Raw genomic sequence first — 24,012 nt, forward strand, 5'->3', positions numbered from 1 at the left:
CGATCACCGTTGTCCCCGGGAGAGCAACCGCGCGAGCGCGACGGTCGAGAGGATCCCGATGAGGGAGCCGAGCATGACGACGTCCAGCGCCACCGCGGACCCCTGGCGGATGACGAACAGCACGAACAGCGCCACCGCGCAGAAGTAGCTCAGATCGGCCATGACGGCGCGGTTGGCGTCTCCGGGCCCGCGCACGGCCCGGACGGCCGCGACCACCATGCTCGCGACGACGATCACGGTCGACGCCCCCAGAAGAACCGTCAGGAGCGGACTCACGCGTCATCACCTCGCAGGACGGACAGCACCCGGTTCTCCGTCTGACCGAGCAATTCAATCATCTCCTCCCGTGGACCGCCCAGCACCACGTGGACCCACATCTCGTCGTCGCCGATGACCGTCACGAGAGTTCCCGGCGTGACGGTGATGGCCCAGGCCAGCGCGGTGATCTCCACGTCGGTGCGGCAGCGCATGGGGTACCGCACCAGCACCGGGGTGCCGATGGGGCCTGGGGTGACGGCCTCCTTGGCCAGCGCCCACGACGACAGGACGACGTTCCACAGCAGCCAGCCCAGGACGAGCGGGGCGCGGAGCACGCGGCGGATCACGAGGCGCCCCCGATCGTCGACTCCGTCACGGCCTCCGGTCCGTCGAGGACGGCCGTGACGTAGGCGTCGGTGTCGACGAGGCCGGTGACCGCCCGGTCCACCTCGGGCGCGACCGCTCCGTAGCCGAGGAAGAACACCACGGACACGGCGGCGAGTGCACCGCCGGGCACGAGCAGTCCCGCGGGCACGCGGGGAGCCGGGCGGGCTTCATCGCCGTCCTCGTCGCCCTCCTCGTCCTCGTCGCAGGGATCGGCGTCACCCGTGTGTCCGAGCGACGGACCGCCCCACATGGTGCCGCGCCACAGCCGGAGCATGGCGACGAGGCCGATGAGGGAGGCGACGAGGACGACGACGACGGTGACGACCCCCCACGCGCCGCCCGCCCCGAGGGCGGCGTCGACGACCTCGAGCTTGCCGATCAGTCCCGAGGTGGGGGGCAGTCCGACGAGGGCCGCGATCGCGATCACGATGAGGACGGCCAGCGGGCGATCGCGGTACCACAGCCCGGACAGCCCGCCGAGCTGCCCGCTGCGGTAGACGTGCTCGGCGGCGCCGAACAGCATCACCAACGCGCCGATGGTCACCATGTGGTGGATCATGTAGACGATCGCCCCGCCGGGGGCTTGCGCGACGGCCAGGGCGGCGAGGATGACGCCGACGCCCGAGACCATCTGCCACGCGAGGATCTCGCGGACCCCGACCGGGGAGGCCGAGGCGACGGCGCCCCACAAGGTGGTCACGAGCGCGACCACCAGCAGGACCCGCCCCCACGCGGGGTCGAGGTCGAACACGGTCGCCCAGATGCGGATGACCGCGTAGAGGGCGACCTTGGTGTGCAGTGCCGAGAACAGCGCCATGACGCCGGAGGAGGTCCCGGGGTAGGCGCGCGGCAGCCAGCCGTGGACCGGCACGGCACCGGCCTTGATGCAGAGCGCGATCAGCACGACACTCACCGCGGCGGCGACGCGTCCGTCCTCCTGCGCGGCACCTGCGAGTACGGCGAGGTTGACGGTGCCCGCGGACGCGTAGACGAAGCCGACGCCGGCGAGAAGCAGTGTCGAGGTGAGGAGGTTGATGACGACGAACAACCGGCCGACGCCGAGGCGCCGCCACGTGCCCGTCATGGCGATGAGGGCGTACGAGGGCAGCAGCATGACCTCGACGAAGACGAAGAGGTTGAACAGGTCGCCGGTGAGCAGGGCGCCGTTGGCCCCCGCGAGGAGCAGCAGCGCGAGCGGTGCGAAGTAGCGGCTGCGGCCGAACTCCCCGGTGCGGTCACAGAAGATCAACGACGCTAGCGCGACCACGCCCGTGGCGACCAGCATCAGGGCGGTGAAGGTGTCCGAGACGAACGGGATCGCGACGCCGGGGACGAACCCGCCGACCGAGCCGGCGATGACGGGCTCGGATCGGTGTCGCACGAGGAGCGCGACACCCGCCACCGCGGTGGCCGCCGGGACGGTCAGGGTCACGAGTCGGCCGACCGTGCGCGACGGCAGGATCGCGGTCACGGCGGCGGCCATCACCGGGATGGCGGCCAGCAGCGGCAGCAACAGGGCGGTCACGGCGCGGGCTCCTCACCGGTCGGCGGGACGTTGTGGGTGTCGTCGTCGCGACTCACCACGGCGAGGGAGAGCATGAACACGGTCACCGCGAGAGTGATGACGATCGCGGTGAGGACGAAGGCCTGGGGGAGCGGGTCGGCGGAGACGTCGAGCCCGTTGACGCCCTCCAGCGGCTCGGCGCGCCACGCGGCGACCCCGGCGCTGAGGAGCGCGAGGTTGACGGCATGGCTGATGAGCGACAGCCCGAAGACCACGCGGACCATGCCGCGCTGCATCATCAGGTAGACGCCGCCCGCGGTGAGGACGCCGATCATGATCGCGATCGTCACGGGGCGACCTCCTCGACGCCGCGGCCCTCGCCGCGATCCCCGTCACGATCCCGGCCGGGGCTCGCGTCCTGCCGGGCCCGGCGACCGCGCGCGCTCACACGCCGACCGGTGTCGGGCTCATCCGGGCCGGGGACCACCTCGATGGGTGCGCGTCCCGCGCCGAGCGTGTTGAAGGCGGTCATGACCAGGCCGAGCACGCCGGCGAAGACGCCGAGATCGAAGATGAGGGCGCTCGACAGGTGCTGTCCCGCCACGTACCAGTGGGCGGGCTGGAGGAACTGCCCGAGAAAGTAACCACCGATGCCGGTGAGACCCGCCACGACGAGTCCGCCGCCGATGAGCGCGACCGGGGTGGACGGCCGGCTCACCGGGCGGTCCGACTCACGGGCGAGATAGATCAACGCGAACGCGCAGGCGGCGACGAGGGCCGCGATGAACCCGCCGCCGGGCTCGTTGTGGCCGCGCCACAGCAGCATCACGGAGACCACACCGAGGATCGGCGTCACGGCGCGCGCGAGCAGCTTCAGCGGCACGGTGTTGCGGGTGGCGTCCTCCAGCGCCTCCGCCGCGGTCCCGGTGCTCTGCACGGTGCCCGGCAGCGGGTCGGCGGCGGGCGGCGGGTCGATGGCCAGGGCGGTGGCCCGCACCGAGCCGAGGACCCCGAGGATCGCGATGCCGGCGACACCCAGAACGGCGACCTCGCCGAAGGTGTCGAGCGCACGGAACTCCACCAGGATGGTGTTGACGACGTTGCTGCCGCCGGTGATCTCCGGCCCGTTCTCCAGCAGGTACATGCCGACCGGGGACCGCTCGCGGCGTCCGGTGAAGACGAGGACGCCGATGGTGGCCGTGATCCCCGACAGCACGGCCAGGATGATGGCAGCGGTGTTCCGGGGGCGGGAGGCGGCGATGAAATCGCGGGGCAGGCGCCGAAGGACCAGCACGAACATGATGACGGTGAGGGCCTCGACCAGGAGTTGGGTCATGCCGACATCGGGTGCCCCGAGTCCGAAGATCTGGATGGTCACGGCGATGCCGACCGCGGACAGCAGCACGGCCGCGGCGAGCCGGGAGTGGGCGGCGCACAGTCCGAGGACGCCGACGATCACGACGATGAGCAGGACGACGTCGATCGACCTGTCGAGTCCCCCGACGCGCGGGGGGATCGTCGTGCCGGTGGCCAGTGCCCATCCGCCGATCCCGACCGCGTAGACGGTGAGGACGGCCAGCAGCGCGCCGGCGTGACGGGCGGGCGAATCCGACGCGGTGGGCCGGACGAGGGCGCGCCCGGCGCGGGTGACGGCGGAGGTCAGGGACTCCAGCACGGAGGCGCCGGTGAACGGCAGCAGCTCTCGGTCCAGCAGGCGGTCGACCGCGCGGCGGTGCCACACCAGCAAAGCGCCGACCACGAGGATCAGAGCGGTGAGCCCGACCTCGAGGGTGAGCCCGTGCCACAGGACGAAGTGGGCCTCGAAGAGCAGATCCGCCTCGTCGGCGCCGGCGGGCAGGCCGCGGTACTCGGCGAATCCCCGCTCCACCGGCTGCCATCCGAACGGCCCCGCGGCCGCCTTGGCGACGGCGGTCATGGGCGCGTCGAAGATCCCCACCACGAGTGCGAGCGGTAGTCCGATCGCGGCGGGCAGGGCCGCGGGCAGCCACAGGCTGACCGGCGCCTCGTGGACCTCCCCCACGTCCTTCGCGGGACGCGAGGGATCGCGGTAGGCGCCGAGGAACCCGCCCAGCACGATCCGCGCGCAGTAGAGGAAGGTGAGGATCGCCCCGATCACCGCGGCGGCCAGCAGCGCGGTGACCGCGACCGGCTGCCCGCCGGCGACGTCGCCGAACGCGATGAGCATGGACTCCTTGGACACGAAGCCGAGGGTCGGCGGGACGGCGGCCATGGCGGCCGCGCCCAGCACGGTGGCGCCGAACGCCCACGGCATGCGCCGCCACAGCGGGCCCAGGTCGCGGATGTCGCGCGCGCCCGCCTCGTGGTCGATCACGCCGACGAGCATGAACAGGCCGGACTTGAACAGGGCGTGGGCGACGGTGTGCAGCGCGGCGGCGGCGAGCGCCTCCTGCGTTCCCACGCCGATCGCCGCGGTGATCCACCCCAGCTGGCTCACGGTCGAGTAGGCCATGAGCTGCTTGAGGTCGGTCTTCTGCAGCGCGAACACGGCCGCCATCACGGCCGTGCCCATGCCCACGGACACGAGCAGGGCGTTCCAGACGGGGACGTCGTGGAAGGCGGGGGAGAAGCGCATGAACAGGAAGATGCCGGCCTTCACGACCGCCGCGGCGTGGAGATACGCGCTCACGGGGGTCGCCGCGGCCATGGCGTCGGGCAGCCAGAAGTGGAACGGGAACTGCGCGGACTTGGTGAACGCGGCCACCGCGAGCGCCACGGCGACCGCCGCGGTGAACCCGGGATCGGTGTACCAGACGTCGTGGGACAGGGCCTCGGAGATCGAGGTGGTGCCGGTGCGGATCCACATGGCCACGAGCGCGCCCAGCAGCACCAGCCCGCCGACGACCGTCACGGTGAGCGTGCGGAAGGCGGAGGCGTACGCGGGGCGGCCCGAGTTGGCGATCAGCGCGAACGACGCGAGCGACGTGAGCTCCCAGCACACGTACAGCAGCACCATGGAGTCGGTGAGCACGAGTCCCAGCATCGAGACCGTGAACAGGGTCATGAGCTGGAAGAAGCCGTAGTGCTGTGGGCCGCGCGTCCGGGCCCGGCCGTCGCCGTGCGCCTCACCGCCGGACAGGTACGACGACGAGTAGATCAACACCACAGCGCCGATCACCAGCGCGAGCATCGCGAAGAGCAGTCCGGTGGGATCGGCGAACAGGTCCAGGGTCCAGTGGCGGGCCGGCACCCAGGGGATCCGCACCACCTCGGTGGGCATCCCCGACAGGGCCAGCGAGAGCGGCGACAGGAGGGCGAACGCGCCCAGGAGGTAGAGCGCTGCGAGCGGCCATCCCGCACCGCGCCCGAGCCACCTCGTGAGCGGCCACGCGAGAAGCGTAGCCAGGCCGGCCGAGGCGATCGCGAGGTCGGGGCTCATGGCTCCTTCCTGCCCGGCGCGGCAGAGGTCGCTGTGCGGTGGCGTGCGGCGATGCGGGCGAACGAGTGCCCGGATCGGGGGTGCGGGACAGGCCAGAGTCTAACAACCCCCTCGGACACCGATACGGGGGCATGCCGAGTGACCTGCGGGAACCCGCACCCCACCGGATTACGATCCGGCCATGACCACCTCGGATTGCCCCTCCGGCCCCTCAGTGGACACCGACGTACTCACCCCGGTCGGCGACCCCCCGTCCGCCCACGAGCCCGGGCCGAGCGGCGCGGCCGATCCCGAGGCCGCACCCGCCCCCGCCCCCGCGCCCGCGGGCGGGCCGGGTCCGCTCCGCCGGCTCGCGGGCCTGGTGCTCGTCATCGCACCCCTGGTGCTCGCCGCGCTGTGGGCGGTGGTCGGCCCGACGCCCCAGCAGGAGGAGGCCGCCCCCGGGGCCGGAGGGCCCCTGCGCTCCGCGCTGTCCGAGGCGTCGGCCAACTCCTCCTTCACCGTCGCCGGCACCGAGCAGCTCCGCTCCGGCTCAGCCGAGCTCGCCGACGGGGCCGGGCAACTCCGCGACGGTTCGGCCGAGCTCGCCGCCGGCATGGAGCAGCTGCAGGCCGGGATGGGCCAGGCCGGCACGGGCGCCGACGAGGTGGCCGGCGGGGTCCGGCAGGTCGTCGGCGCGGTCCGCGGGGTCGCCGTCATCCAGGGGCAGGTCTCCACTGCGATCGAGGACGCCCTGTCCCGTCTCCGGGGGGACGCTCCCGAGGTGGTCCAGGCCCGCAACGCCCTCATCGGCCTGCGAGACCAGCTCTCCGCCCAGGGGCTCGACCAGAACACCCTGAGCAACCTCGACCGGCTCGACTCCGGCGCCGCCGAACTGGCCCGCCAGCTCTCCCAACCCGGGGCGGACCTGCGCGACGGCGTCTACGAGGCCACCCGCGGTGCCCGCGAACTCGCCACCGGGGCGGGGGAACTCTCCACCGGCGCCGACGCCCTGCGCGACGGTGCGGCGAGCGTCGCCGACTCCGCCGGCCGCACCCAGGACGCCATCGGCAGGACCGGGCGCGCGCTGGCCGCCGAACAGGGCGAGGCCGCGCCGGCCGCCGCCGCAGCCGCCGACGACGCCCAGCGGCGAACCTCCGCCGGGATCCTCGGCGTGGCCGCCGCCGCCGTGCTCGGCGCCCTGCTCGTCCAACTCGTCCGCCGGCCCGGCTCGTCGCGCGCCGAGTCCGTCCTGGCCCTGACCCTGCTCACCGCGGGCCTGTCCGCGTGGGCGGTGGCCACCGCGGACGGCCTCTCCGCGGCCGGGGTGGCCGCGGTCGTGGCGGTGGTCGCCCTCGTCGTCGTCGCCTCCTCCGCCCTGTGGAGCGCACTGGTCGCGGTGCTCGGCGCGTGGCCGGGGCGCATCGTGGGGGCCCTCCTCGCCGCCGCGTCGGCCGGCGCGGCTTGGTGGGTATGGGTCGCCGGGGGCGCACCGTCCGCGCTCGTCACGGCGACCTCCGCCACCACCACCGGGCAGGCCACCGCCGCACTCGACGCGCTGATGCTGGCCGGGCCCGCGCCGGTGGCGTGGACCGGCGCGGCGGTGTTGGCGGCGGTCGCGGTGTGCTCGCTGCTCGCGGTACGCCTCGCCGGACGGCCCCGGGCCCGCCGGTAGGTCCCGCGCCGAGGCGGCCCCGGGCCCGCCGCAACGAGAAGAGCGTTCCGCGCACCTCCCTCTCGGGAAACGTGTGCGGAACGCTCTTCTCGATGAAGGGGGCGCGCGAGGTCAGTCGGCCAGACCAGCGACCTCGTGCTCGTCCGCCGGCTCATCGGTCAGCGTGTCCACGCCGCCGTCGGTGAGCATGGGCACGTCGAACACGAACTCGGGGATCGCGAACGCGTCCACCAGCGTCCGAGCGCGACCGGCGAGCTTCGTGCACAGGCGGTTACGGGCTGCCGTGGCCGCCTTGGTGCGCTCCGTGGTCAGGCGGTTGTGCTCGAGGAACCAGCCCTTGTCGGCGTCCACGATGTCCAGCACATACAGGTCGCACAGCATCCCCAGGACCTCCTTGGCCTCCGGGTCCTCGCAGGCGTCCACGGCCTCGGCGAACCGGGCGAACACCCAGCTGTCCATGTGCGCACGGCCGGCCTGCAGCAGGTGATCCTGCGCCGAGTTGAACACCTTGAACGCCGCCGACCCGTCCTGGCCCTGCGCCTTCCGCAGGCGGCGGGCGACCGTCTCCAGCAGGTGCTCCTCGCGGTCGACGAGCAGCTCGAGCTGGTTGCCGCGGTCGAGAAGGTCGGTGTGCTCGCGGTCGGTCACCGCGTCCACCATCTTCTGCCACAGGGTCGACGCCCGGGCCTTCTCCTGCACCACGTCGAACGCGGTGTTCAGCGCGAACGCCACGGTCTCCCGCTGGTCCATGTCCCCGAAGTCGGACGCGTACGCCGACAACAGCTCCTTGCCCACGAGCTGCGTGAGCACCACGTTGTCGCCCTCGAAAGTGGAGAAGACGTCGCAGTCCTTGCGCAGCTCGGTGATGCGGTTCTCGGCCATGTAGCCGGCGCCGCCGCAGGCCAGGCGGGCCTCGGTGATCGTGTCGTTGGCGAACGCCGTGACCGTCGCCTTGATCCCGGCCGCGTGGGTCTCCATCTCGCGGCGCTGCGACTCGTCGAACGACTCCGGGTCCTGCTCGAACCGGTCGAGTTCGGCGATGATCGCGTTCTGTGCGCACGCGTAGGCGAACGCCCGCGCCACCCGCGGCATCAGCCGACGCTGATGCTCGCGGTACTCGAGCAGCGGGATGCCCTTGCCGGTCTCCGGGTGGTCGAACTGGCGGCGGACCAGCGAGTACCGCACCGCCATCGCCAGCGCCGTGCGGGCCGCCGCGCCGGAGGCCGCGCCCACGGACACCCGGCCGCGGATGAGCGTGCCGAGCATGGTGAAGAACCTGGCGCCCACCGACTCGATCGGGGAGGAGTACGTGCCGTTCTCGTCGACGGCGCCGAAGCGGTCGAGCAGCGCCTCGCGCGGCACCCGCACGCCTGAGAACCAGATGCGGCCGTTGTCCACACCCAGCAGGCCACCCTTGTGGCCGTGGTCGGTGGTGCTCACGCCCGGCAGGTCGTTGCCCTGCTCGTCCCGGATCGGCACGAGCAGGCAGTGCACGCCGTGACGCAGCTCCTCGCCGTCCTCGTGGGTGATGAGCTGGGCGAACACGGCGGCCATCCGGCCGTCGCGGGCCGCGTTGCCGATGTAGGCCTTCTCGGCACTGGGGGTGGGCGTGTTGATGACGAACTCGCCGGTCTCCCGGTCGTACGTGGCCGTGGTCTCCAGGTTCTGCACGTCCGAACCGCCGCCGATCTCGGTCATGGCGAAGCAGCCCAGCAGGTCCAGGGACATGACGTCGGGTAGGTACTTCGCACGCGTCTCGGCGTTGCCCAGATTGGCGATCGCGCCACCGAACAGGCCCCACTGGACGCCGGCCTTGACCATCAGCGACAGGTCGAGGTGGCCGAGCATCTCGAACGACGTGAGCGCGCCGCCCGTGTCGCCGGTGCCGCCGTCCTCCTCGCGGAAGCCGAGCTTGGGCATCCCTGAGTCGGACAGGCGCTGGAGCTGGGCGAGGACGTGGTCCCGGTGTTCCTCCATGGTCAGCCCGATCGGGTTGAGCATGTCCGGGGTCATGGAGTCGCGGGTGAACTCGCGCGTGTCCGCCCAGGTCCCGTCGAGCACCTTCTGCAGGGCTGCCGAGAGGACCGCGTCCCCCGCGCCGGTGGTGGTGATGCGGCCGAAATTGGGGTGCACGGGCGCGCCGTTCTCGGGCGCGGAATCCCCGGAAGTGGTGGGGTTCTGAACGTCGGTCTCGGAGGTCATGCCACGAGAATACGGAGTGTCGTCCGCACTGTGCACCGGTAGATGAGCGGAGGGCCCGGACCACTCACGTGATCCGGGCCCTCGCATTGTCGGGGTGGCGGGATTTGAACCCACGGCCTCTTCGTCCCGAACGAAGCGCGCTACCAAGCTGCGCCACACCCCGGTCGACAACGAGGATTACTGTAGCGCCCCGTGACCGGAATCGCGAAACCGGGTCAGGCGGGCAGGGGCACTTTCTCATGCTGCGGGGTCACGGGGACCTCGGAGCCGCCGTCCCCACCGCCTGGGACGGCGACCAGTTCGAGCAGTGTGGCCTCCGGACGGCAGAACGTGCGGATCGGCACGTACGGCGAGGTGCCCAGGCCGGCGGAGACGTGCAGGACCAGGTCCCGGCCCCACGCGGAGAGACCCTGGGCCCGCGATCGGTCGATGCCGCAGTTGGTGATGATCGCGCCGGTGGGCAGCCGGATCTGGCCGCCGTGGGTGTGCCCCGCCAGCGCCAGGTCGTACCCGTCGGCGTCGAAGCGGTCGAGTACGCGCGGCTCGGGCGAGTGCAGCAGCCCGAGCCGCAGGTCGAACGCCGGCCCGGCGGGCCCGGCGATCTCGTCGTAGCGGTCGCGGCCGATGTGGGGGTCGTCGACGCCGGCTACCAGCACGCGGCGTCCGTCCACCGCGATCTCGGAGCGGCGGTGGGTGGCGTCGACCCAACCGCGCTCGGTGAAGGCGGCTTTGAGGTCACGCCACGGCAGGGGCACGGCGGAGTGCTTCTTGGCGCCGAGCCCTATGTAGGACAGGGGGTTCTTGGGCACGGGCGCGAAGTAGTCGTTGGAGCCGAACACGAAGGCGCCGGGCCGATCGAGCAGCGGGCCGAGGGCCTGGACCACCGAGGGCACGGCCCGTTCGCTCGAGAGGTTGTCGCCGGTGTTGACCACCATGTGCGGCTGCAGCTCGGCCAGCGCGGAGATGAACTGCTGCTTGCGCCTCTGGCCCGGCATCATGTGTAGGTCGGAGATGTGGAGGATCGACAGGGGCTCGGAGCCCGGGGCGAGCAGGGGCAGGGTGTGCCGGCGCACCGTGAAGGCGTTGCGCTCCCAGCCGCTGGCGTAGACGGTCCCGGCAACGGCGGCGCCGGCGAGGACGGCGGCCGCACGGGCGGGGGAGGTCGGCGAAGCCGGGTTCTTCCGTGGGGGACGACGCATCTTCCCAGACTACCGACGCCGCGCGGCGTCGCCGCCGGACGCGAGCCCCGCGTGTGGCGCGGCTACCGTGGCGGCGAGATGGTGATGGGTGCCAGGCCGGGCACGGTGAGGACCAGGGGCTGGTCGCCGACCGCGGCGCCGGGCCCGGTGGCGCCCTGTCCCCGGGCGCCGGAGGTCCCGCCGCGCCCGCCCGATCCGTCGGACACACGCAGGGTCACCTGGGAGCCCGGGATTCCGGTGCCGCCGTCGAGGCCGATGACCGTGCCGTACGGGCGGCCGGTGCCGGAGACGAACTGGGTGTTGACGGTGAAGCCCGCGTTGGTGAGCAGGGAGGTGGCGGCGGACTGGCTCATGCCCTCCACGTCCGGGGTGCCCTCGCCGCTCGTCCCGGCTTCGTAGGCGGGGTCGGGCGCGGGCAACTGGACCGGGCCGTAGATGTCCGCGATCGGGGAGAAGGCCGAGAACCAGGTCTGCGCGGGCTCGAGGCCGCCGAAGAGGTTGCCGTAGGCGCACTGGCGCAACGGGCTCGTACACAGCTCGGTGGTGGTGGTGCCGTCGTTGAAGGCGTAGACGGCCGCGGCGTAGTTGTTGGTGAAGCCGAGGAACGCCGACGAACGGTTGGCCTCGGTCGTACCGGTCTTGCCGGACACGGGGCGGTTCCAGCCCGCGCCCGCCGCGGCACCCGCGGCGGTGCCGGCGCCGACGGAGTCCTTGGACATGGCGACGGCGAGGGTGTTCGCGAGCCCCTCCTCGACCACCTGCTCACACTGCGGTTCGTTCAGCTCGACGGGTTTTCCGGTGCGGTCGGTGATCGACTCGATGGGGCTGGGAGGGCACCACACGCCGCCGGACGCGAGGGTGGCACCGACGTTGGACAGTTCCAGCGCGTTGACGGCGGTGGGGCCCAGGGTGAAGGACCCGAGGTTGTTCTTCTTGATGAACCCGCTGATCGAGTCGCCCCCGGCCGCTGTGCCCTTGCGATCGTACGAGCGCATGCCCAGCCGGACGGCCATGTCGACGGTGGGCGCGACCCCGACGTCCTTGATGAGGTTGACGAACGTGGTGTTGGGGGACTGCGCCAGGGCGTCGGGCACCCGCAGGGACGCGGGGTACGAGCCGGCGTTCTCCACGCAGTACTGCCCGGCCGGGCAGCCGGCGGCGCCGCCGGACCCGAGGCCCGCCACCTGGACGCGGCGCGGCACCGACAGGGAGGTGTTGGTGCCCATGCCCTTCTCCATGGCGGCGGCCACGGTGAAGAGCTTGAACACTGAGCCCGCACCGTCGCCGACCATCGAGAAAGGCTGCGGCTGGACGGTCTGGCTGTCGCCCAGTTCGAGGCCGTACTGCCGGCTGGAGGCCATCGCGACGACCTTGTGGGAGTCCTTGCCGGGTCGGACGACGCTCATCACCTCGGCCACACCCTGTGCGGTGGGGTTGCCGTAGGTGTCGACGGCACGCTGGACGTTGTCCTGCACGGTCGTGTCCAGGGTGGTGCGGATCGTGTAGCCGCCCTGCTCGACCATTTCCCGGCTGAGCCCGTTCTCGTCGAGGTACTGCAGCACGTAGTCGCAGAAGAAGCCACTGTCGCCTGCGGTGATGCATCCGCGTGGGAGCGAGTTGGGCCGTTCGAGCACCCCGAGGGGCTCGGCCATGTACTGCTCGCCCTCGGCGGGGGTGATCGCCCCGGTCTGGACCATCGTGTCGATCACCGTGTCGCGGCGCTGCTTGGTGTCCTCGGGATTGGTGAACGGGTTGAATCGGCTGGTGGACTGCACCATGCCCGCGAGCATCGCCGCCTGCGGGACCGTCAGGTCAGCGGCGTCGACGCCGAAGTACGTCTGGGCGGCCGTCTGTACGCCGAACGCGCCGTTGCCGAACGAAACCAGGTTGAGGTACTTGGTGAGGATCTCGTCCTTGCTCAGCTCCCCGTCGAGCGTGAGCGCCATCCGGATCTCTTTGATCTTCCGGGCGGGGGTGGTCTCCACGGCCGCACGGCGTTCCGCGTCGTTCGTGGCGGAGACGAGGAACTGGTAGTTCTTGACCAGCTGCTGGTCGATGGTCGACGCGCCCTGCTCGACCTCGCCGGAGGTGGCGTTGGTCAGGGCCGCGCGGACGGTTCCTCGCCAGTCGACGCCGCTGTGGTCCGCGAATCGACGGTCCTCGATCGCGATGATCGCGAGCTTCATCCGCGGCGAGATCTGCTCGCTGGGAACCACCACCCGCTGCTGGTCGTAGAGCCACGCGATGGGTTGCCCGCCGGCGTCGGTGACGGTCGAGATCGAGGGCAGGTCGCCCTTGATGAGATCGGCGGACGTCCCGGCCAGGGAGTCGGCCATCTTGTTGGACGCGAGACCGGCCGCGCCCGCGATGGGGAACAGCGAGCCCGCCGCAACCACCCCGGCCGCCACACAGGTCGCGACCAGCTTTCCCAGCGAACTCATAGCCGACACGCGCCCAGAGTACGTGACAGGCATCGTCGGACCACCCCGTGAGCGGTGTTCGGGTGTCAACTCTTTACTTCTGTTGTGTGACTACGGTAACAATATGGGGGAACGCGGGACGTTCCGGACCGAAATGGGGTCGATCTTCTCCGGCCCCGGTGGGGGCGCGCCGCGTACACAGTGAGCCCACCGCGCCGGGCGGGCTCAGAAGGCCGGAGGCGTGTGCGGTGAACCCGCCTACGCCTTCACACAGACTAGGGGTTTTTCGATGACGGCTACCCTCCCCGGGACCACCCGCTCCTCCGGTAACCGGGTCCGCCCCGGCTCAAGCAACCCCCTCGGCTCCGAGGAGGTCATCATCGGTGAGGGGCGCCAGGAATGGGTCGCCCGGGCCCGCTGCAAGGACATCGACCCCGACGAGCTCTTCGTCCGCGGTGCCGCCCAGCGCAAGGCCGCCTCCATCTGCCGTCACTGCCCGGTACTCCTGCAGTGCCGGGCGGACGCGCTGGACAACCGCGTCGAGTTCGGCGTGTGGGGCGGGATGACCGAGCGTCAGCGACGTGCCCTGCTCAAGCAGCATCCCGAGGTTCGGTCCTGGGCCGATTTCTTCGCCCAGCAGGTCGAGCGGCACTCCGCCGCCTACTGAGTCAGCTCAGATCCGGGCGTCGACGCCCCCTCGCGTCGTCGCCCATCACCCCGATCGGCTTCCCGACGCGGCCCGCGACATCTGACGCGGGCCGCGTTCGCGTATCCCGGCCGGAGCCGATCAGCCCGCTCGGTGGGGTTTACCGGCTCGCGGTCCGTCGAGTGCGGTGGCCCGGCTCGCGCCGCCCCGCGCCGGCTCGTGCGCGCATTCGGCCAGCGCACGCACGCTCAGATGTGCTGCCTCTTCGGCATGCGATGGCCGAGTGGTCCCTTCTCGCAGCGCACCCCGGCGGTGTTCGAGCTTTCCGGCAGCGCGGGTCAGAGGGGCAGCGCATCTGCCGCCGGGTGTGCTGCCCCTTCGACCCCGCGACGGCTGGGTGGTTCACCTCGCGACGGCCGGGGTGTCGACCCACGGCGTACCCGGCGGGGCGGGCGGGCCCGTCAGCCGCAGAGCTGGTCGCCCACCGAACGCAGTGCCTCGAGGTTGGAGATCTCGAACGGCAGCGACGGCACGCCGACGATCCGCACGTCCGGATGCGTGTCGGTGAACGACTCGAGCAGCCGCAGCTCCTGCTTGGCGGTGCCGGCGCGGTCGGCGTGGATGCGCAGGACCGCCTCGGCCTCCGCGTTCCGGCCGCTCAGCCGGTCGGCGGCCGCGCAGGCCTGCTCGGCGCTCAGGTCGGTCAGCCGCGGGTGGGTCCGGTTCACCACGACGCCCGCGAGGGGCATGCGTTCCTCTGCCAGCCGCTCGGCGAAGTAAGCGGCCTCACGAAGCGCGGGGCGCTCTGCGGAGGAGACCACGAGGAACTCGGTGCCCTTGCGGCGCAGGATCGCCTGGGTGCGGGCCGCGCGCGTGGTGAAGCCGCCGAATGTGGAGTCCAGCGCCACCACGACCTCGGAGGCGTCCTTGAGCATCGACGAGCCCACCACGGCCGACACCCCGCGCATGGCGGTGCTCATCGCGCCGGAGACGAAGCGCCCCACCCCGCGTCCGGGGGTCGAGAGCAGCCGCATGAGGCGGCTGTCGAGGAACGCGCCGAGTCGGCGGGGGGCATCGAGGAAGTCCAGGGCGTTGCGTGAGGGAGGGGTGTCGACGACGACGAGGTCCCACGCCGAGTCGTCGAGCAGCTGCCCGAGCTTCTCCATGGCCATGTACTCCTGGGTGCCCGCGAACGAGGTGACCATGGTCTTGTAGAAGCGGTTGTCGAGGATCGCGCGGGCGTTCTCCTCGGAGGTGTTGGCCACGACGAGCTCGTCGAACGTACGCCGCATGTCGAGCATCATCGCGTGGAGCGAGCCGCTGCCGGCCGAGCCGATCCCGCCGGACCCGCTTCCGGCCGCCCCTGTGCCCCCGGCCCCGGCGCCGCCGAGCTCGACGGGCGCGGGCTCGTTGGAGAGCTCGTCGATCCCGAGAGCCTGCGCGAGGCGGCGGGCCGGGTCGATCGTCAGCACGACCGTGTCGCGGCCGAGTTCGGCGGCCCGCAGCGCGACCGCGGCGGCTGTGGTGGTCTTGCCGACGCCGCCGGCGCCGGTGCACACCACCACGCGGGTCGCGGGGTCGGTGAGCATGGCCGTGATGTCGAGACGACGTGTCATGTCAGTGCACTCCCTGGTCGACGAGGGCGGAGGCGAGGTCGTACAGGTCGGCGACCTCTACCCCGTGGGGCAGGGCCGGCAGGACGAGGGTGGGGCAGGCCGCTGACGTGAGCGTCTCGCCGGCCCGGAGCTGTCCGCGGGCGACACGGGCGTGCTCGATGGCCTGGACCAGCAGCCCCTCGAAGCCCTCGTCGTCGACCTCCACCCCGGTCTCCTCCAGGCCGGCGCGCACCGACTCGGCGTCGATGGCTTCCTCGGCGATCCTCTCGAGCGCCTCGTCGTCCAGGTGTCGCGTCTCGGCGCGGTTGATGATCACCTGGCCGACACGCAGGCCGTGGCTCTTGAGCTCGTCGATCGCCTCGAGGGTCTCCTGCACGGGCAGGGACTCCAGCAGCGTCACCAGGTGCACGACCGTCCTCGGCGAGTGGACCAGTTCCGACACGGCCTCGGCCTGGCGCCGGATGGGTCCGCCCCCGCCGGCGAGGTCGGCCATCGCGGTGGTGACGTCGAGGAATTTGCCGATCCGGCCGGTGGGCGGTGCGTCCACGACCACCGCGTCATAGACGACCTCGCGCTTGGCGTGCTCGCGCGTGACGACCTCGTAGATCTTGCCGGTGAGCAACACGTCCTTGAGTCCGGGCGCGATGGTGGTGGCGAACTCGATGGCGCCCACCGACTTCATCACCTTGCCCACCACGCCGAGGCGGTAGAAGGTGTCGAGGTAGTCGAGCATCGCCGCCTCGATGTCGATGGCCAGCGCGAACACCTTGCCGCCTCCGTCGACCCGCGCGACGAGCTCCTCGCTGTACGGCAGCGGTTCGCGGTCGAAGGTCCGGGCGATCCCCTGGCGCTCCTCGACCTCCACCAGCAGTACGCGCTTGCCGGTCGAGGCGAGGGCCAGCGCGAGCGAGGTGGCGACCGTCGTCTTGCCCGTCCCGCCCTTCCCGGACACGTAGTGCAACTCGGCCCGCTCGGAGCTGTCCGACCATCCGGTGGACAGCGCATCGGCGATGGTCGCCCGTGTCGACCGCGTACCTGGGTTCTCAGTGGACGGCATGGCCCCACACTAAGCGCTCACACCACCGCGCGCGGGACGCTCGTCACTTACCTAGAGTGGGGCCCATGAGCGAATCCACCGGAACAGACCGGTTCGAATACGTCACCGTGCCGCTGCTGACGCACGCCACCAAGCAGATCCTCGACCAGTGGGGGAGCGACGGCTGGGAACTGGTCTCCGTGCTGCCCGGCCCGACGGGTGAGCAGCATGTCGCCTACATGAAGCGACGGCTCTGATGTCCGAGTCCGAGTCCGGGGGCTACTGGAGCCGCAAGCTCGAGCAGCTCGGCGTGGAACTGCCGACGGTCGTCCCGCCCGTCGCCAACTACGTCCCCGCCGTCCGGGCGGGCACGTTCGTCTACACCTCGGGCCAGCTGCCCATGGTCGACGGCGCGCTGGCCGCCACCGGCAAGGTGGGGGCCGAGGTCGGCCCCGAGCAGGCCGCCGACCTGGCCCGGACGTGCGCACTCAACGCGCTGGCCGCCGTCGACGCGCTCGTCGGCATCGACGCCGTGGTGAAGATCGTCAAGGTCGTCGGCTTCGTCGCCTCGGCGCCCGGCTTCACCGGGCAGCCCGCGGTGGTCAACGGTGCGTCCGACGTGCTCGGCGAGATCTTCGGCGACGCCGGCGTCCACGCCCGCTCGGCCGTCGGCGTCTCCGAGCTGCCGCTCGACGCGCCCGTCGAGGTCGAGCTGGTCGTCGAGGTCGAGGTCTAGCCATGACAGCAGGACTGACCCCGATCAGCTTCCCGGCGTACGAGACGCTCCGGCCCGTCACGGACCTGTCCGGGGTCATCCTCTGCGACAACCCCTCCGAGATGACCTTCGAGGGGACCAACACGGTCGTCCTGCGGGCCCCCGGGTCGCCCACCTGTGTGGTGGTGGACCCGGGGCCCGAAGACCGCGCGCACGCCGAGCGGATCGCGACGATCGTGGGGGAGATCGAGCTCGTCGTCGTCACCCATCGCCACGGTGATCACACCGACGGCATCGATCACCTGCGCGCCTTCACCTCCGCCCCCGTCCGGGCCGTGGAGGAACGGTTCTGCCGCGACGCCGCACCGTTGGTGACGGGGGGTGACGTGACAGGAGGTGGCGCCACAGGGGGCGGCGACGACGAGGTGATCCACGCCGCCGGCCTGGACATCACCGTGTGGGGCACCCCGGGGCACACGGCCGACTCGGTCAGCCTCGAGGTGCGGCCCGCGGGCGCCGGGTTCACCGCCCGGCCCGACTGTGTGGTCCTCGGTGACACGATCCTCGGCAGGGATTCGACCGTGCTCGACTCGACCGACGGCGATCTCGGCGACTACCTGGGCAGCATGGATCTGCTCGCCGCGCGGGCCGACGGTGTGATCGGCATCCCCGGCCACGGGCCCGACGTCGAGAACACCGGCCGTGCCGCCCAGGTTCTCGGGCAGCACCGGCGCGATCGACTCGAGCAGATCGTCGCCGCGCGGGCCGAGCTGGGCCGCGACGCCTCCGCCGAGGCGATCACGCAGCACATCTACCGCGACGTGTCGCCGTTCCTGCTCAAGGTGGCCGAGCAGTCGACCACGGTGGCGCTGCGCTACCTCGACCGCCTCGACGCGCAGGCCTGAGCCGGGGCGGCACCCGCCCACAGCTCCCCGGATCCGCTACCCGCCCTCCGGATCCGCTACCCGTACAGGAGTAGCGGATCCCCAGTGGGGGTAGCGGATCTCGGTGGAGGGCGGGGTGATGGGCCGGGGTGTCGACCCGCGTTGTCCACAGGGCCGGGCGTCTCCACAGGAGGCCGGCCCGCGAGGCCCTGAACCGCCGGGACGTGGCGACACCGGCGGGACGATGTCCGCATGAACACCTCGACACCCGCCCGGAACCGCCCCACCCGCCTGTCGACGTACGCCGATCTGGCGAGGGGCGGCCTGACCCACGCCGACATCGCACGGCTGATCGCGAACGGCGAGCTCAGACGTGTCCGCACCGGGGTCTACGCTCACGCCGCGGACGACGCCGGCCCGGACGGCCGATCGCCCGGTGAACCCGCCTATGAGCGGCGTCGCCGGGTGTTCGTCGAACGCACGGCGGCCGCAGCGCGAGCGGTGGAACCGGGGACGGTCTTCTCCCACGCCTCGGCGCTGGCCCTGCACGGGCTACCGCTCCACGGGATGGTGCTCGATCGTCCCACCGCCACTCGTCACCGCGCGGGCGGCGGGAGTCGTCGCAGCTCCGCGCTCATCGTCGCGAACCTGCCGCTCGACGGGGTGGTGCAAATGCTCGACGGCATACCGGTGACCTCGCCGGCCCGGACGATCGTCGACGTGGCCCGGACGTCCGGGTTGGAGAGCGGGGTGTGCGCGGCGGACCAGGCCATCCGCCGAGGCCTCTGCACCCGGTTCGACCTGCAGGTGGAGGCCGAGGCGGCGAAGGGGAGAACGGGCGTCTCCCGGGCGCGGGCCCTGCCCGAGCGGACCTCCGGGCTGGCCGAGTCGGTGCTGGAGACGCTGATCCGGCTCATCCTGGTGATGGCGGGGCTGCCGGAGCCCGAGCTGCAGGTGCGGCTGGCGGTGCGCGGAGGCAAGAGGTTCCGGGTGGACTTCTTCTGGCCGCAGTGGCGCCTGATCGGCGAGGCGGACGGCTTCGGCAAGTACGGGACGGAACCGGAGGAGATCCGCCGGAACTGGGCTGCCGAGCGGCGCAGGCAGGCCCAGTTGGAGGACGCCGGATACGTGGTGATCCGGTGGACGTGGGCGGACCTGCAGGATCCCCGGGCGATCGTCCGTCGAGTCCGTGAGGAGATGTGGCGGCAGGAACGACTCGGGCTCGGCCCGAACTCTGCTTGATCGAGAAAATCCGCTACTCCGACCCGGGATCCGCTACCCATGTCGGGGTAGCGGATCCGGAGTCCGGGTAGCGGATTTCGGATGGGGTCCGGGGTGGGCCGCGACGGGTGGGGCTGAGCCGGCCCGACCAGCGTCAGCGGGCGCGGCGGGCCAGGCGCTCGGTGTCCGAGATGATGACGCTCTTGCCCTCGAGCCGCAGCCAGCCGCGGTGCGCGAACTCGGCCAGCGCCTTGTTCACCGTCTCGCGGGAGGCGCCGACGAGCTGGGCGATCTCCTCCTGCGTGAGGTCGTGCGTCACGCGGATGTTGCCGCCCTCCTGCGTGCCGAAGCGCTGCGCCAGCTGGAGCAGGGCCTTGGCCACGCGACCGGGGACGTCGGTGAAGATGAGGTCGGCCAGGTTGTTGTTGGTGCGGCGCAGGCGGCGGGCCAACACGCGCAGCAGCTGGTCGGAGATCTCGGGCCGCTCGGCGATCCACCGCTTGAGGGCGGAGCGGTCCATGGCCTGGACGGTGACGTCGGTGACGCACACGGCCGACGAGGTCCGCGGACCCGGGTCGAAGATCGACAGCTCACCGAACATGTCCGACGGGCCGAGGATGGACAGCAGGTTCTCGCGGCCGTCGGGCGCCTTGCGGGACAGCTTCACCTTCCCGGAGGTGACGATGTACAGGCTGTCGCCCTGCTCGCCCTCGCGGATGATCACGTCACCCTTCGAGTACTCCTCGCGGGTCAGATCGTCACGCAGAGCGGAGACCGCCGCGGGCTCCACACCCTGGAAGATTCCGGCACTGGTGAGGACGTCGTCGGCAGACTGGTCCGTGCGGCGATCAATCGTCACAGTCTGTGACCCTCCGTTCGGGCGGGGACATGCTCGTCCGCGCCATGGCGTGCGTGTGGCGAAAGCCACTGTAGTCGTTCACGCGTCGAGATGTGGTCGACGCGCGGTCAGCGGGATGGTTCAGGCGTCGATCTGCTCGGGTTCGTCGAGGATCGCGTTCTCGAATCGGTCCATGAGAAGCGCGAACCCGGCGAGGAGCACCGGCACGAGGACGACGAGGATTCCCTGCATGCCCATGATTATCCACCGCCGACCGCGTGGGTGCACACGTGCCCGTCCGGAGCGGCGCGGCGCCGTGTGCGCGCGGAGCCGTAATGTGGACTCATGCCCGACCCCGCTCCAGCCGTGAAGCGCCGCAGACGAGGGGTGGCCGCGAGGGGGGTGGAAACCGACCTCGGGCGCACCCGGCGCGCCAGGCGCATGCTGCGCACTCTCGAGAAGGCGTTCCCGCACGTCTACTGCGAGCTCGACTTCACCACCCCCCTCGAACTCTCCGTCGCCACCATCCTGTCGGCCCAGTGCACGGACAAGCGCGTCAACGAGGTCACCCCGGCGCTGTTCGCCCGCTACAAGACGGCCGCGGACTACGCGGGATCGGATCGCGAGGAGCTGGAGGAGTTCATCCGCCCGACGGGCTTCTACCGCAACAAGGCGCGCAGCATCCAGGGCCTCGGCGCGGCCCTGGTGGAGAGGTACGACGGCGAGGTGCCGCAGCGGCTCGAGGACCTGGTCACCCTCCCGGGATTCGGGCGTAAAACCGCGAACGTGGTGCTGGGCAACGCTTTCGGCATCCCGGGGCTGCCCGTCGACACTCACTTCATCCGGCTTGTGAACCGCTGGAAGTGGACCGATGCCACCGACGCGGTCCGCATCGAGCGCGAGGTGTCGCAGATGCTGCCCCGGGCCTCCTGGACCGACGCCAGTCACCGGATCATCTTCCACGGCCGCCGGGTGTGCCACGCGCGGACCGCGGCCTGCGGGGCGTGTGTCCTGGCCGACGACTGCCCGTCCGCGGGCGAGGCCGGCCCGCTCGATCCGGCCGCGGCCGCCCGCCTCGTGGCGGGACCCGAGCGTGATCACCTCCTCGAGCTGGTGGGACTGGGGGAATACGCGTGAGTGCCTCCACCCGGTGGTCGCTGGTCGCGCTCGTGGCGCTGGTCGGCGTCGTCGTCGCCCTCCTCACCACCTTCGGTGACTCCGGCGACGGTTCCGGTGACCCCACCGCCGCCCCCACCGTTCCCCCCGCCGGTGCCCCCGGGGCGCCGCCGATCGGAGGCCCGCCCGCGGACGAGCCACACACGGTCGTGGACGCCGGGACCCGCGCCACCGCCGACCTGCCGGCCTGCCGCGACAGCGCCGCGCCCGCCACCACGACCGGCCCCGTCGCCGGCCTCATGGTGCGGTGTATGGACGACGGCTCCACCACCACGCTCGGCAAGATCCAGGCCGGCAAGCCCATGGTCGTCAACATGTGGGCCTACTGGTGCGAGCCGTGCCGACGCGAGCTGCCCGCGATCCAGGACGCGGCCGCCACGCTCGGTGACGACGTCCGGGTGGTCATCTCGCACACCGACCCGTCCGAGACCAAGGGCTTCGACACCCTCGGCGCGCTCGGTATCGACGAACTCGTGTCGGTCTCCGACCACGACGAGGAGCTCCCCACCGTGCTCGGCGCGCCGCCCGTCCTGCCGCTCACCCTCTTCGTACGGGCCGACGGGACGGTCGCCCACGTGCTGGTGCAGCCCATGGACAGCGAACAGGACGTGCTGGACGCCGTCGCCGAGCACCTGGGGGTGACCGCGTGAGCGAGACCGCGAACGACCCGGCGAGCCGTCGCGTGCCCCGTCCCGGTGACATCACCGGCGTCCCGCATCCGGGGTGGATGGACCCGCTGATGTCGGCGTGCACCGACGGCAGCTTCGACGGGCTGCTGCCCCAGCGCAAGCCGCCCGCCCATCGCGGGCCCAACGAGGTCGGCCGCCCGCACCGCGACGCCGCCGTGTTGGTGCTGCTGTCCGGCTCGCCCGACGCGCCGGGACCCCTACCGCCCGAGGACGCGCGGGTCCTGCTCACCCATCGCGCGCCGACCCTGCGCAACCACTCCGGACAGATCTCCTTCCCGGGCGGCGGGGTCGACGACACGGACAGCGGTCCCGTCGAGGCCGCTCTGCGCGAGGCGTGGGAGGAGACCGGCCTGGACCCGGCCGGCGTAGACGTCCTGGCGGTGCTGCCGGAGCTGTACATCCCCGTGTCGAACTACTCGGTCGCGCCCGTCCTGGGGTACTGGCGTGAGCCGATGGAGGTCGGCGTGGTGGACCCGGGCGAGACCGCGCGTGTGATGACCGTGCCGGTCAGCGAACTGCTCGACCCCGCCAACCGCTTCCTGCTGCGGCACACCACCGGCTGGACCGGTCCCGCGTTCCAGCACGACGATCTGGTGGTGTGGGGCTTCACCGCCGGAATCCTCGCCGCGATGTTCCACTCCGCCGGCTGGGATCTGGAGTGGGACACCGACGACATCCGCGATCTCGAGAAGACCCTCGCCGCGTCCGGCAACGGCGAACAGCACCGCATGTCGGCCGAGGAGGCCCGCCGCGAGTCCGCTGATCCGCTGGCCGACCGCACCGTCGCCGGCGTGCCCGGGGTGAGCGCCGGAGCCGACACCGCCGAGCCCGCGGACACCCGTGACGCCGGTGACGCGGCACCCGACGGCGAGGAGCCCCTCGACCTGCCCGCCGACAATCCGCGGAGGGGGCTTCGGTGACGGGGTCGCAGTGGCTCGACCTCGCCCTGTTCGCCCTGGCCGCCGCCGCCGCGATCTCCGGTTGGATCAACGGTGCCGCCGCTTCCGGGTTCGCCCTGCTCGGCGTGGGCATCGGTGCGACCTCCGGACTCCTCGTGGCGCCGCACCTGGTCCGCGAGGTCGACTCGGCGCTGGGTCGCCTGGTGGCGGGGTTGGCGATCATCGCCGTGATGGTCATCATCGGGCAGGTCGCCGGGGTGACGATCGGTCGGGCCGCCCGGCGCTACATCTCCGGCACCGGCGCGAGGCTTCTCGACAGCACCCTGGGCGCGGTGTTCCAGTCCGCCGCCATGCTGCTGGTGGCATGGCTGGTCGCCGTGCCCATCGCCGCCCAGGAGGGCCCCGGGCCCGGCAAGGCGGTGCGGGGCTCGACGGTGCTGGCCAAGATCGACGACGTCGCACCCGAGCAGCTGCAGCGCATCCCGGCGGCGTTCACCCAGGTCCTCGGCACGACCGGGTTCCCGGACATCCTCGGCCCGTTCGGCACCACCCCGCTCCAGGAGGTCCCGCCGCCCGACCCGGTGCTGGCGGGATCGGAGGTCGTGGCGCGGGTGAAGCCGTCGGTGCTGAAGATCCGCGGCCGCGCCGAGTCGTGTAGTCGGGCCCTGGAGGGCTCCGGCTTCGTGGCCGCCCCGGGCCTGGTCATGACCAACGCGCACGTGGTGGCCGGCACCGGCTCGGTCACCGTGGTCGCCGGCGACGGCGAACTCGACGGCGAGGTCGTGGTCTACGACTCCTCGGTGGACGTGGCAGTGCTGCGCGTGCCCGGGCTGCAGGCGCCGGTCCTGCCCTTCGCCGAGAACCGCGCCCGTACCGGCGACGACGCGATCGTCGTGGGCTATCCCGGCAACGGTCCCTACCGGCCGGACGCGGCCCGGATCCGCGAGCGGGTGACCCTGCGCGGACCCGACATCTACCGTCAGCAGACCGTGGAGCGCGAGGTCTACATCCTGCGGGGCAGCGTCCGCGAGGGGAACTCCGGCGGCCCGCTGATCACACCCGACGGGAAGGTCGTGGGCGTGGTGTTCGGTGCCGCGATGGACGCCGCCGACACGGGTTACGCGCTCACCGTCGAGCAGGTCCTGCCGCAGCTGCAGGCGGCGGTCGACGCGCCGGGCGCGGTGCCGACCGGCCCCTGCGTCGGCGTCCGCTGACCGGACCGGGGCCCCGCAGCGCCGGGGGTCCGGTAC

At 71.9% G+C, this 24,012-nt stretch carries 20 protein-coding genes, 1 tRNA gene and 1 pseudogene; 10 read left to right on the plus strand and 12 right to left on the minus strand.

The window, feature by feature from the left end:
- Nucleotides 1-3 precede the first annotated feature (3 nt).
- The 5 genes from C3V38_RS08485 to mbhE are packed head-to-tail and all read right to left on the minus strand — an operon-like array spanning nt 4 to nt 5,567.
- The gene (locus tag C3V38_RS08485; RefSeq protein WP_061227546.1) at nt 4-276 is read right to left on the minus strand and encodes a monovalent cation/H+ antiporter complex subunit F; all 273 of its coding nucleotides are present in this window, start codon (nt 274-276) and stop codon (nt 4-6) included.
- On the minus strand, nt 273-605 hold the full coding sequence (locus C3V38_RS08490) for a Na+/H+ antiporter subunit E (protein WP_061227545.1): 333 nt from the start codon (nt 603-605) through the stop codon (nt 273-275). Before C3V38_RS08490 ends, C3V38_RS08485 begins: the two co-directional genes overlap by 4 nt.
- On the minus strand, nt 602-2,170 hold the full coding sequence (locus C3V38_RS08495; RefSeq protein WP_061227544.1) for a proton-conducting transporter membrane subunit: 1,569 nt from the start codon (nt 2,168-2,170) through the stop codon (nt 602-604). The genes C3V38_RS08490 and C3V38_RS08495 overlap by 4 nt, the downstream gene beginning before the upstream one ends.
- The gene (locus tag C3V38_RS08500) at nt 2,167-2,499 is read right to left on the minus strand and encodes a sodium:proton antiporter (RefSeq protein ID WP_061227543.1); all 333 of its coding nucleotides are present in this window, start codon (nt 2,497-2,499) and stop codon (nt 2,167-2,169) included. The genes C3V38_RS08495 and C3V38_RS08500 overlap by 4 nt, the downstream gene beginning before the upstream one ends.
- A complete protein-coding gene (mbhE, locus tag C3V38_RS08505; protein ID WP_106385553.1) occupies nt 2,496-5,567 on the minus strand; it encodes a hydrogen gas-evolving membrane-bound hydrogenase subunit E in 3,072 nt (1,023 codons plus the stop codon). Before mbhE ends, C3V38_RS08500 begins: the two co-directional genes overlap by 4 nt.
- 181 nt (nt 5,568-5,748) lie before the next feature.
- On the opposite strand from mbhE, the gene C3V38_RS08510 reads away from it, so the two are divergent.
- Entirely contained in the window at nt 5,749-7,221 is a 1,473-nt protein-coding gene (locus tag C3V38_RS08510; protein WP_061914132.1) for a hypothetical protein, read from the plus strand.
- A gap of 111 nt (nt 7,222-7,332) precedes the next feature.
- Here the strand turns inward: C3V38_RS08510 and C3V38_RS08515 are convergent, their stop codons facing one another.
- The 4 genes from C3V38_RS08515 to C3V38_RS08530 form a co-directional block, all read right to left on the minus strand.
- Nucleotides 7,333-9,423, minus strand: coding sequence for an acyl-CoA dehydrogenase (locus C3V38_RS08515; protein ID WP_106385554.1), 2,091 nt, complete (start codon nt 9,421-9,423; stop codon nt 7,333-7,335).
- Nucleotides 9,424-9,512: 89 nt separating this feature from the next.
- Nucleotides 9,513-9,586 (minus strand) — tRNA-Pro (locus tag C3V38_RS08520).
- A gap of 52 nt (nt 9,587-9,638) precedes the next feature.
- Entirely contained in the window at nt 9,639-10,622 is a 984-nt protein-coding gene (locus C3V38_RS08525) for a metallophosphoesterase (RefSeq protein ID WP_106385555.1), read from the minus strand.
- A 62-nt stretch (nt 10,623-10,684) separates the two neighbouring features.
- On the minus strand, nt 10,685-13,063 hold the full coding sequence (locus tag C3V38_RS08530) for a transglycosylase domain-containing protein (protein ID WP_106385556.1): 2,379 nt from the start codon (nt 13,061-13,063) through the stop codon (nt 10,685-10,687).
- 268 nt (nt 13,064-13,331) lie between these two features.
- Between C3V38_RS08530 and C3V38_RS08535 the strand changes: the two genes are divergently transcribed.
- The gene (locus C3V38_RS08535) at nt 13,332-13,709 is read left to right on the plus strand and encodes a WhiB family transcriptional regulator (protein WP_174705771.1); all 378 of its coding nucleotides are present in this window, start codon (nt 13,332-13,334) and stop codon (nt 13,707-13,709) included.
- A 440-nt stretch (nt 13,710-14,149) separates the two neighbouring features.
- Here the strand turns inward: C3V38_RS08535 and C3V38_RS08540 are convergent, their stop codons facing one another.
- Nucleotides 14,150-15,304: an ArsA-related P-loop ATPase gene (locus C3V38_RS08540; protein ID WP_106385557.1), complete on the minus strand. Its 1,155-nt coding sequence runs from the start codon at nt 15,302-15,304 to the stop codon at nt 14,150-14,152.
- A 1-nt stretch (nt 15,305) separates the two neighbouring features.
- Entirely contained in the window at nt 15,306-16,361 is a 1,056-nt protein-coding gene (locus tag C3V38_RS08545; RefSeq protein WP_106385558.1) for an ArsA-related P-loop ATPase, read from the minus strand.
- A 65-nt stretch (nt 16,362-16,426) separates the two neighbouring features.
- On the opposite strand from C3V38_RS08545, the gene C3V38_RS08550 reads away from it, so the two are divergent.
- The 4 genes from C3V38_RS08550 (at nt 16,427) to C3V38_RS08565 (ending at nt 19,181) form a co-directional block, all read left to right on the plus strand.
- Complete coding sequence (locus tag C3V38_RS08550) at nt 16,427-16,597, plus strand: DUF4177 domain-containing protein (RefSeq protein WP_007629907.1); 171 nt, start codon at nt 16,427-16,429, stop codon at nt 16,595-16,597.
- A complete protein-coding gene (locus tag C3V38_RS08555; protein WP_106385559.1) occupies nt 16,597-17,076 on the plus strand; it encodes a RidA family protein in 480 nt (159 codons plus the stop codon). The genes C3V38_RS08550 and C3V38_RS08555 overlap by 1 nt, the downstream gene beginning before the upstream one ends.
- Nucleotides 17,077-17,078: 2 nt before the next feature.
- Nucleotides 17,079-17,960, plus strand: a complete 882-nt coding sequence (locus tag C3V38_RS08560) for an MBL fold metallo-hydrolase (protein WP_106385560.1) — start codon at nt 17,079-17,081, stop codon at nt 17,958-17,960.
- A gap of 231 nt (nt 17,961-18,191) precedes the next feature.
- Nucleotides 18,192-19,181, plus strand: a complete 990-nt coding sequence (locus C3V38_RS08565; RefSeq protein WP_061227533.1) for a type IV toxin-antitoxin system AbiEi family antitoxin domain-containing protein — start codon at nt 18,192-18,194, stop codon at nt 19,179-19,181.
- 133 nt (nt 19,182-19,314) lie between these two features.
- Here C3V38_RS08565 and C3V38_RS08570 read toward each other — a convergent pair whose 3' ends face one another.
- On the minus strand, nt 19,315-20,019 hold the full coding sequence (locus C3V38_RS08570; RefSeq protein ID WP_007629917.1) for a Crp/Fnr family transcriptional regulator: 705 nt from the start codon (nt 20,017-20,019) through the stop codon (nt 19,315-19,317).
- Nucleotides 20,020-20,343: 324 nt separating this feature from the next.
- Between C3V38_RS08570 and nth the strand changes: the two genes are divergently transcribed.
- From nth to C3V38_RS08590, 4 genes and pseudogenes are all read left to right on the plus strand, one after another.
- Nucleotides 20,344-21,135, plus strand: coding sequence for an endonuclease III (nth, locus tag C3V38_RS08575; RefSeq protein WP_061227532.1), 792 nt, complete (start codon nt 20,344-20,346; stop codon nt 21,133-21,135).
- The gene (locus C3V38_RS08580; protein WP_007629921.1) at nt 21,132-21,824 is read left to right on the plus strand and encodes a thioredoxin family protein; all 693 of its coding nucleotides are present in this window, start codon (nt 21,132-21,134) and stop codon (nt 21,822-21,824) included. Before nth ends, C3V38_RS08580 begins: the two co-directional genes overlap by 4 nt.
- A gap of 89 nt (nt 21,825-21,913) precedes the next feature.
- Nucleotides 21,914-22,579, plus strand: a pseudogene (locus tag C3V38_RS08585) (CoA pyrophosphatase); the annotation flags it as partial.
- A 200-nt stretch (nt 22,580-22,779) separates the two neighbouring features.
- Nucleotides 22,780-23,976 carry a MarP family serine protease gene (locus C3V38_RS08590; RefSeq protein WP_106385561.1) on the plus strand — a complete coding sequence of 399 codons (1,197 nt, stop codon included), beginning with the start codon at nt 22,780-22,782 and terminating at the stop codon, nt 23,974-23,976.
- The last annotated feature ends 36 nt before the right edge of the window (nt 23,977-24,012 follow it).

It is taken from the genome of Dietzia sp. oral taxon 368 (genome assembly GCF_002999155.1).
Classification (GTDB): Bacteria; Actinomycetota; Actinomycetes; order Mycobacteriales; family Mycobacteriaceae; genus Dietzia; species Dietzia cinnamea.

Coding starts and splice junctions, on each gene's coding strand:
- C3V38_RS08525 (WP_106385555.1), bottom strand. CDS start 10,622: ATGCGTCGTCCCCCACGGAAGAACCCGGCTTCGCCGACCTCCCCCGCC.
- C3V38_RS08535 (WP_174705771.1), top strand. CDS start 13,332: ATGACGGCTACCCTCCCCGGGACCACCCGCTCCTCCGGTAACCGGGTC.
- C3V38_RS08530 (WP_106385556.1), bottom strand. CDS start 13,063: ATGAGTTCGCTGGGAAAGCTGGTCGCGACCTGTGTGGCGGCCGGGGTG.
- C3V38_RS08515 (WP_106385554.1), bottom strand. CDS start 9,423: ATGACCTCCGAGACCGACGTTCAGAACCCCACCACTTCCGGGGATTCC.
- C3V38_RS08550 (WP_007629907.1), top strand. CDS start 16,427: ATGAGCGAATCCACCGGAACAGACCGGTTCGAATACGTCACCGTGCCG.
- C3V38_RS08565 (WP_061227533.1), top strand. CDS start 18,192: ATGAACACCTCGACACCCGCCCGGAACCGCCCCACCCGCCTGTCGACG.
- C3V38_RS08545 (WP_106385558.1), bottom strand. CDS start 16,361: ATGCCGTCCACTGAGAACCCAGGTACGCGGTCGACACGGGCGACCATC.
- C3V38_RS08555 (WP_106385559.1), top strand. CDS start 16,597: ATGTCCGAGTCCGAGTCCGGGGGCTACTGGAGCCGCAAGCTCGAGCAG.
- C3V38_RS08560 (WP_106385560.1), top strand. CDS start 17,079: ATGACAGCAGGACTGACCCCGATCAGCTTCCCGGCGTACGAGACGCTC.
- C3V38_RS08540 (WP_106385557.1), bottom strand. CDS start 15,304: ATGACACGTCGTCTCGACATCACGGCCATGCTCACCGACCCCGCGACC.
- C3V38_RS08510 (WP_061914132.1), top strand. CDS start 5,749: ATGACCACCTCGGATTGCCCCTCCGGCCCCTCAGTGGACACCGACGTA.
- nth (WP_061227532.1), top strand. CDS start 20,344: ATGCCCGACCCCGCTCCAGCCGTGAAGCGCCGCAGACGAGGGGTGGCC.
- mbhE (WP_106385553.1), bottom strand. CDS start 5,567: ATGAGCCCCGACCTCGCGATCGCCTCGGCCGGCCTGGCTACGCTTCTC.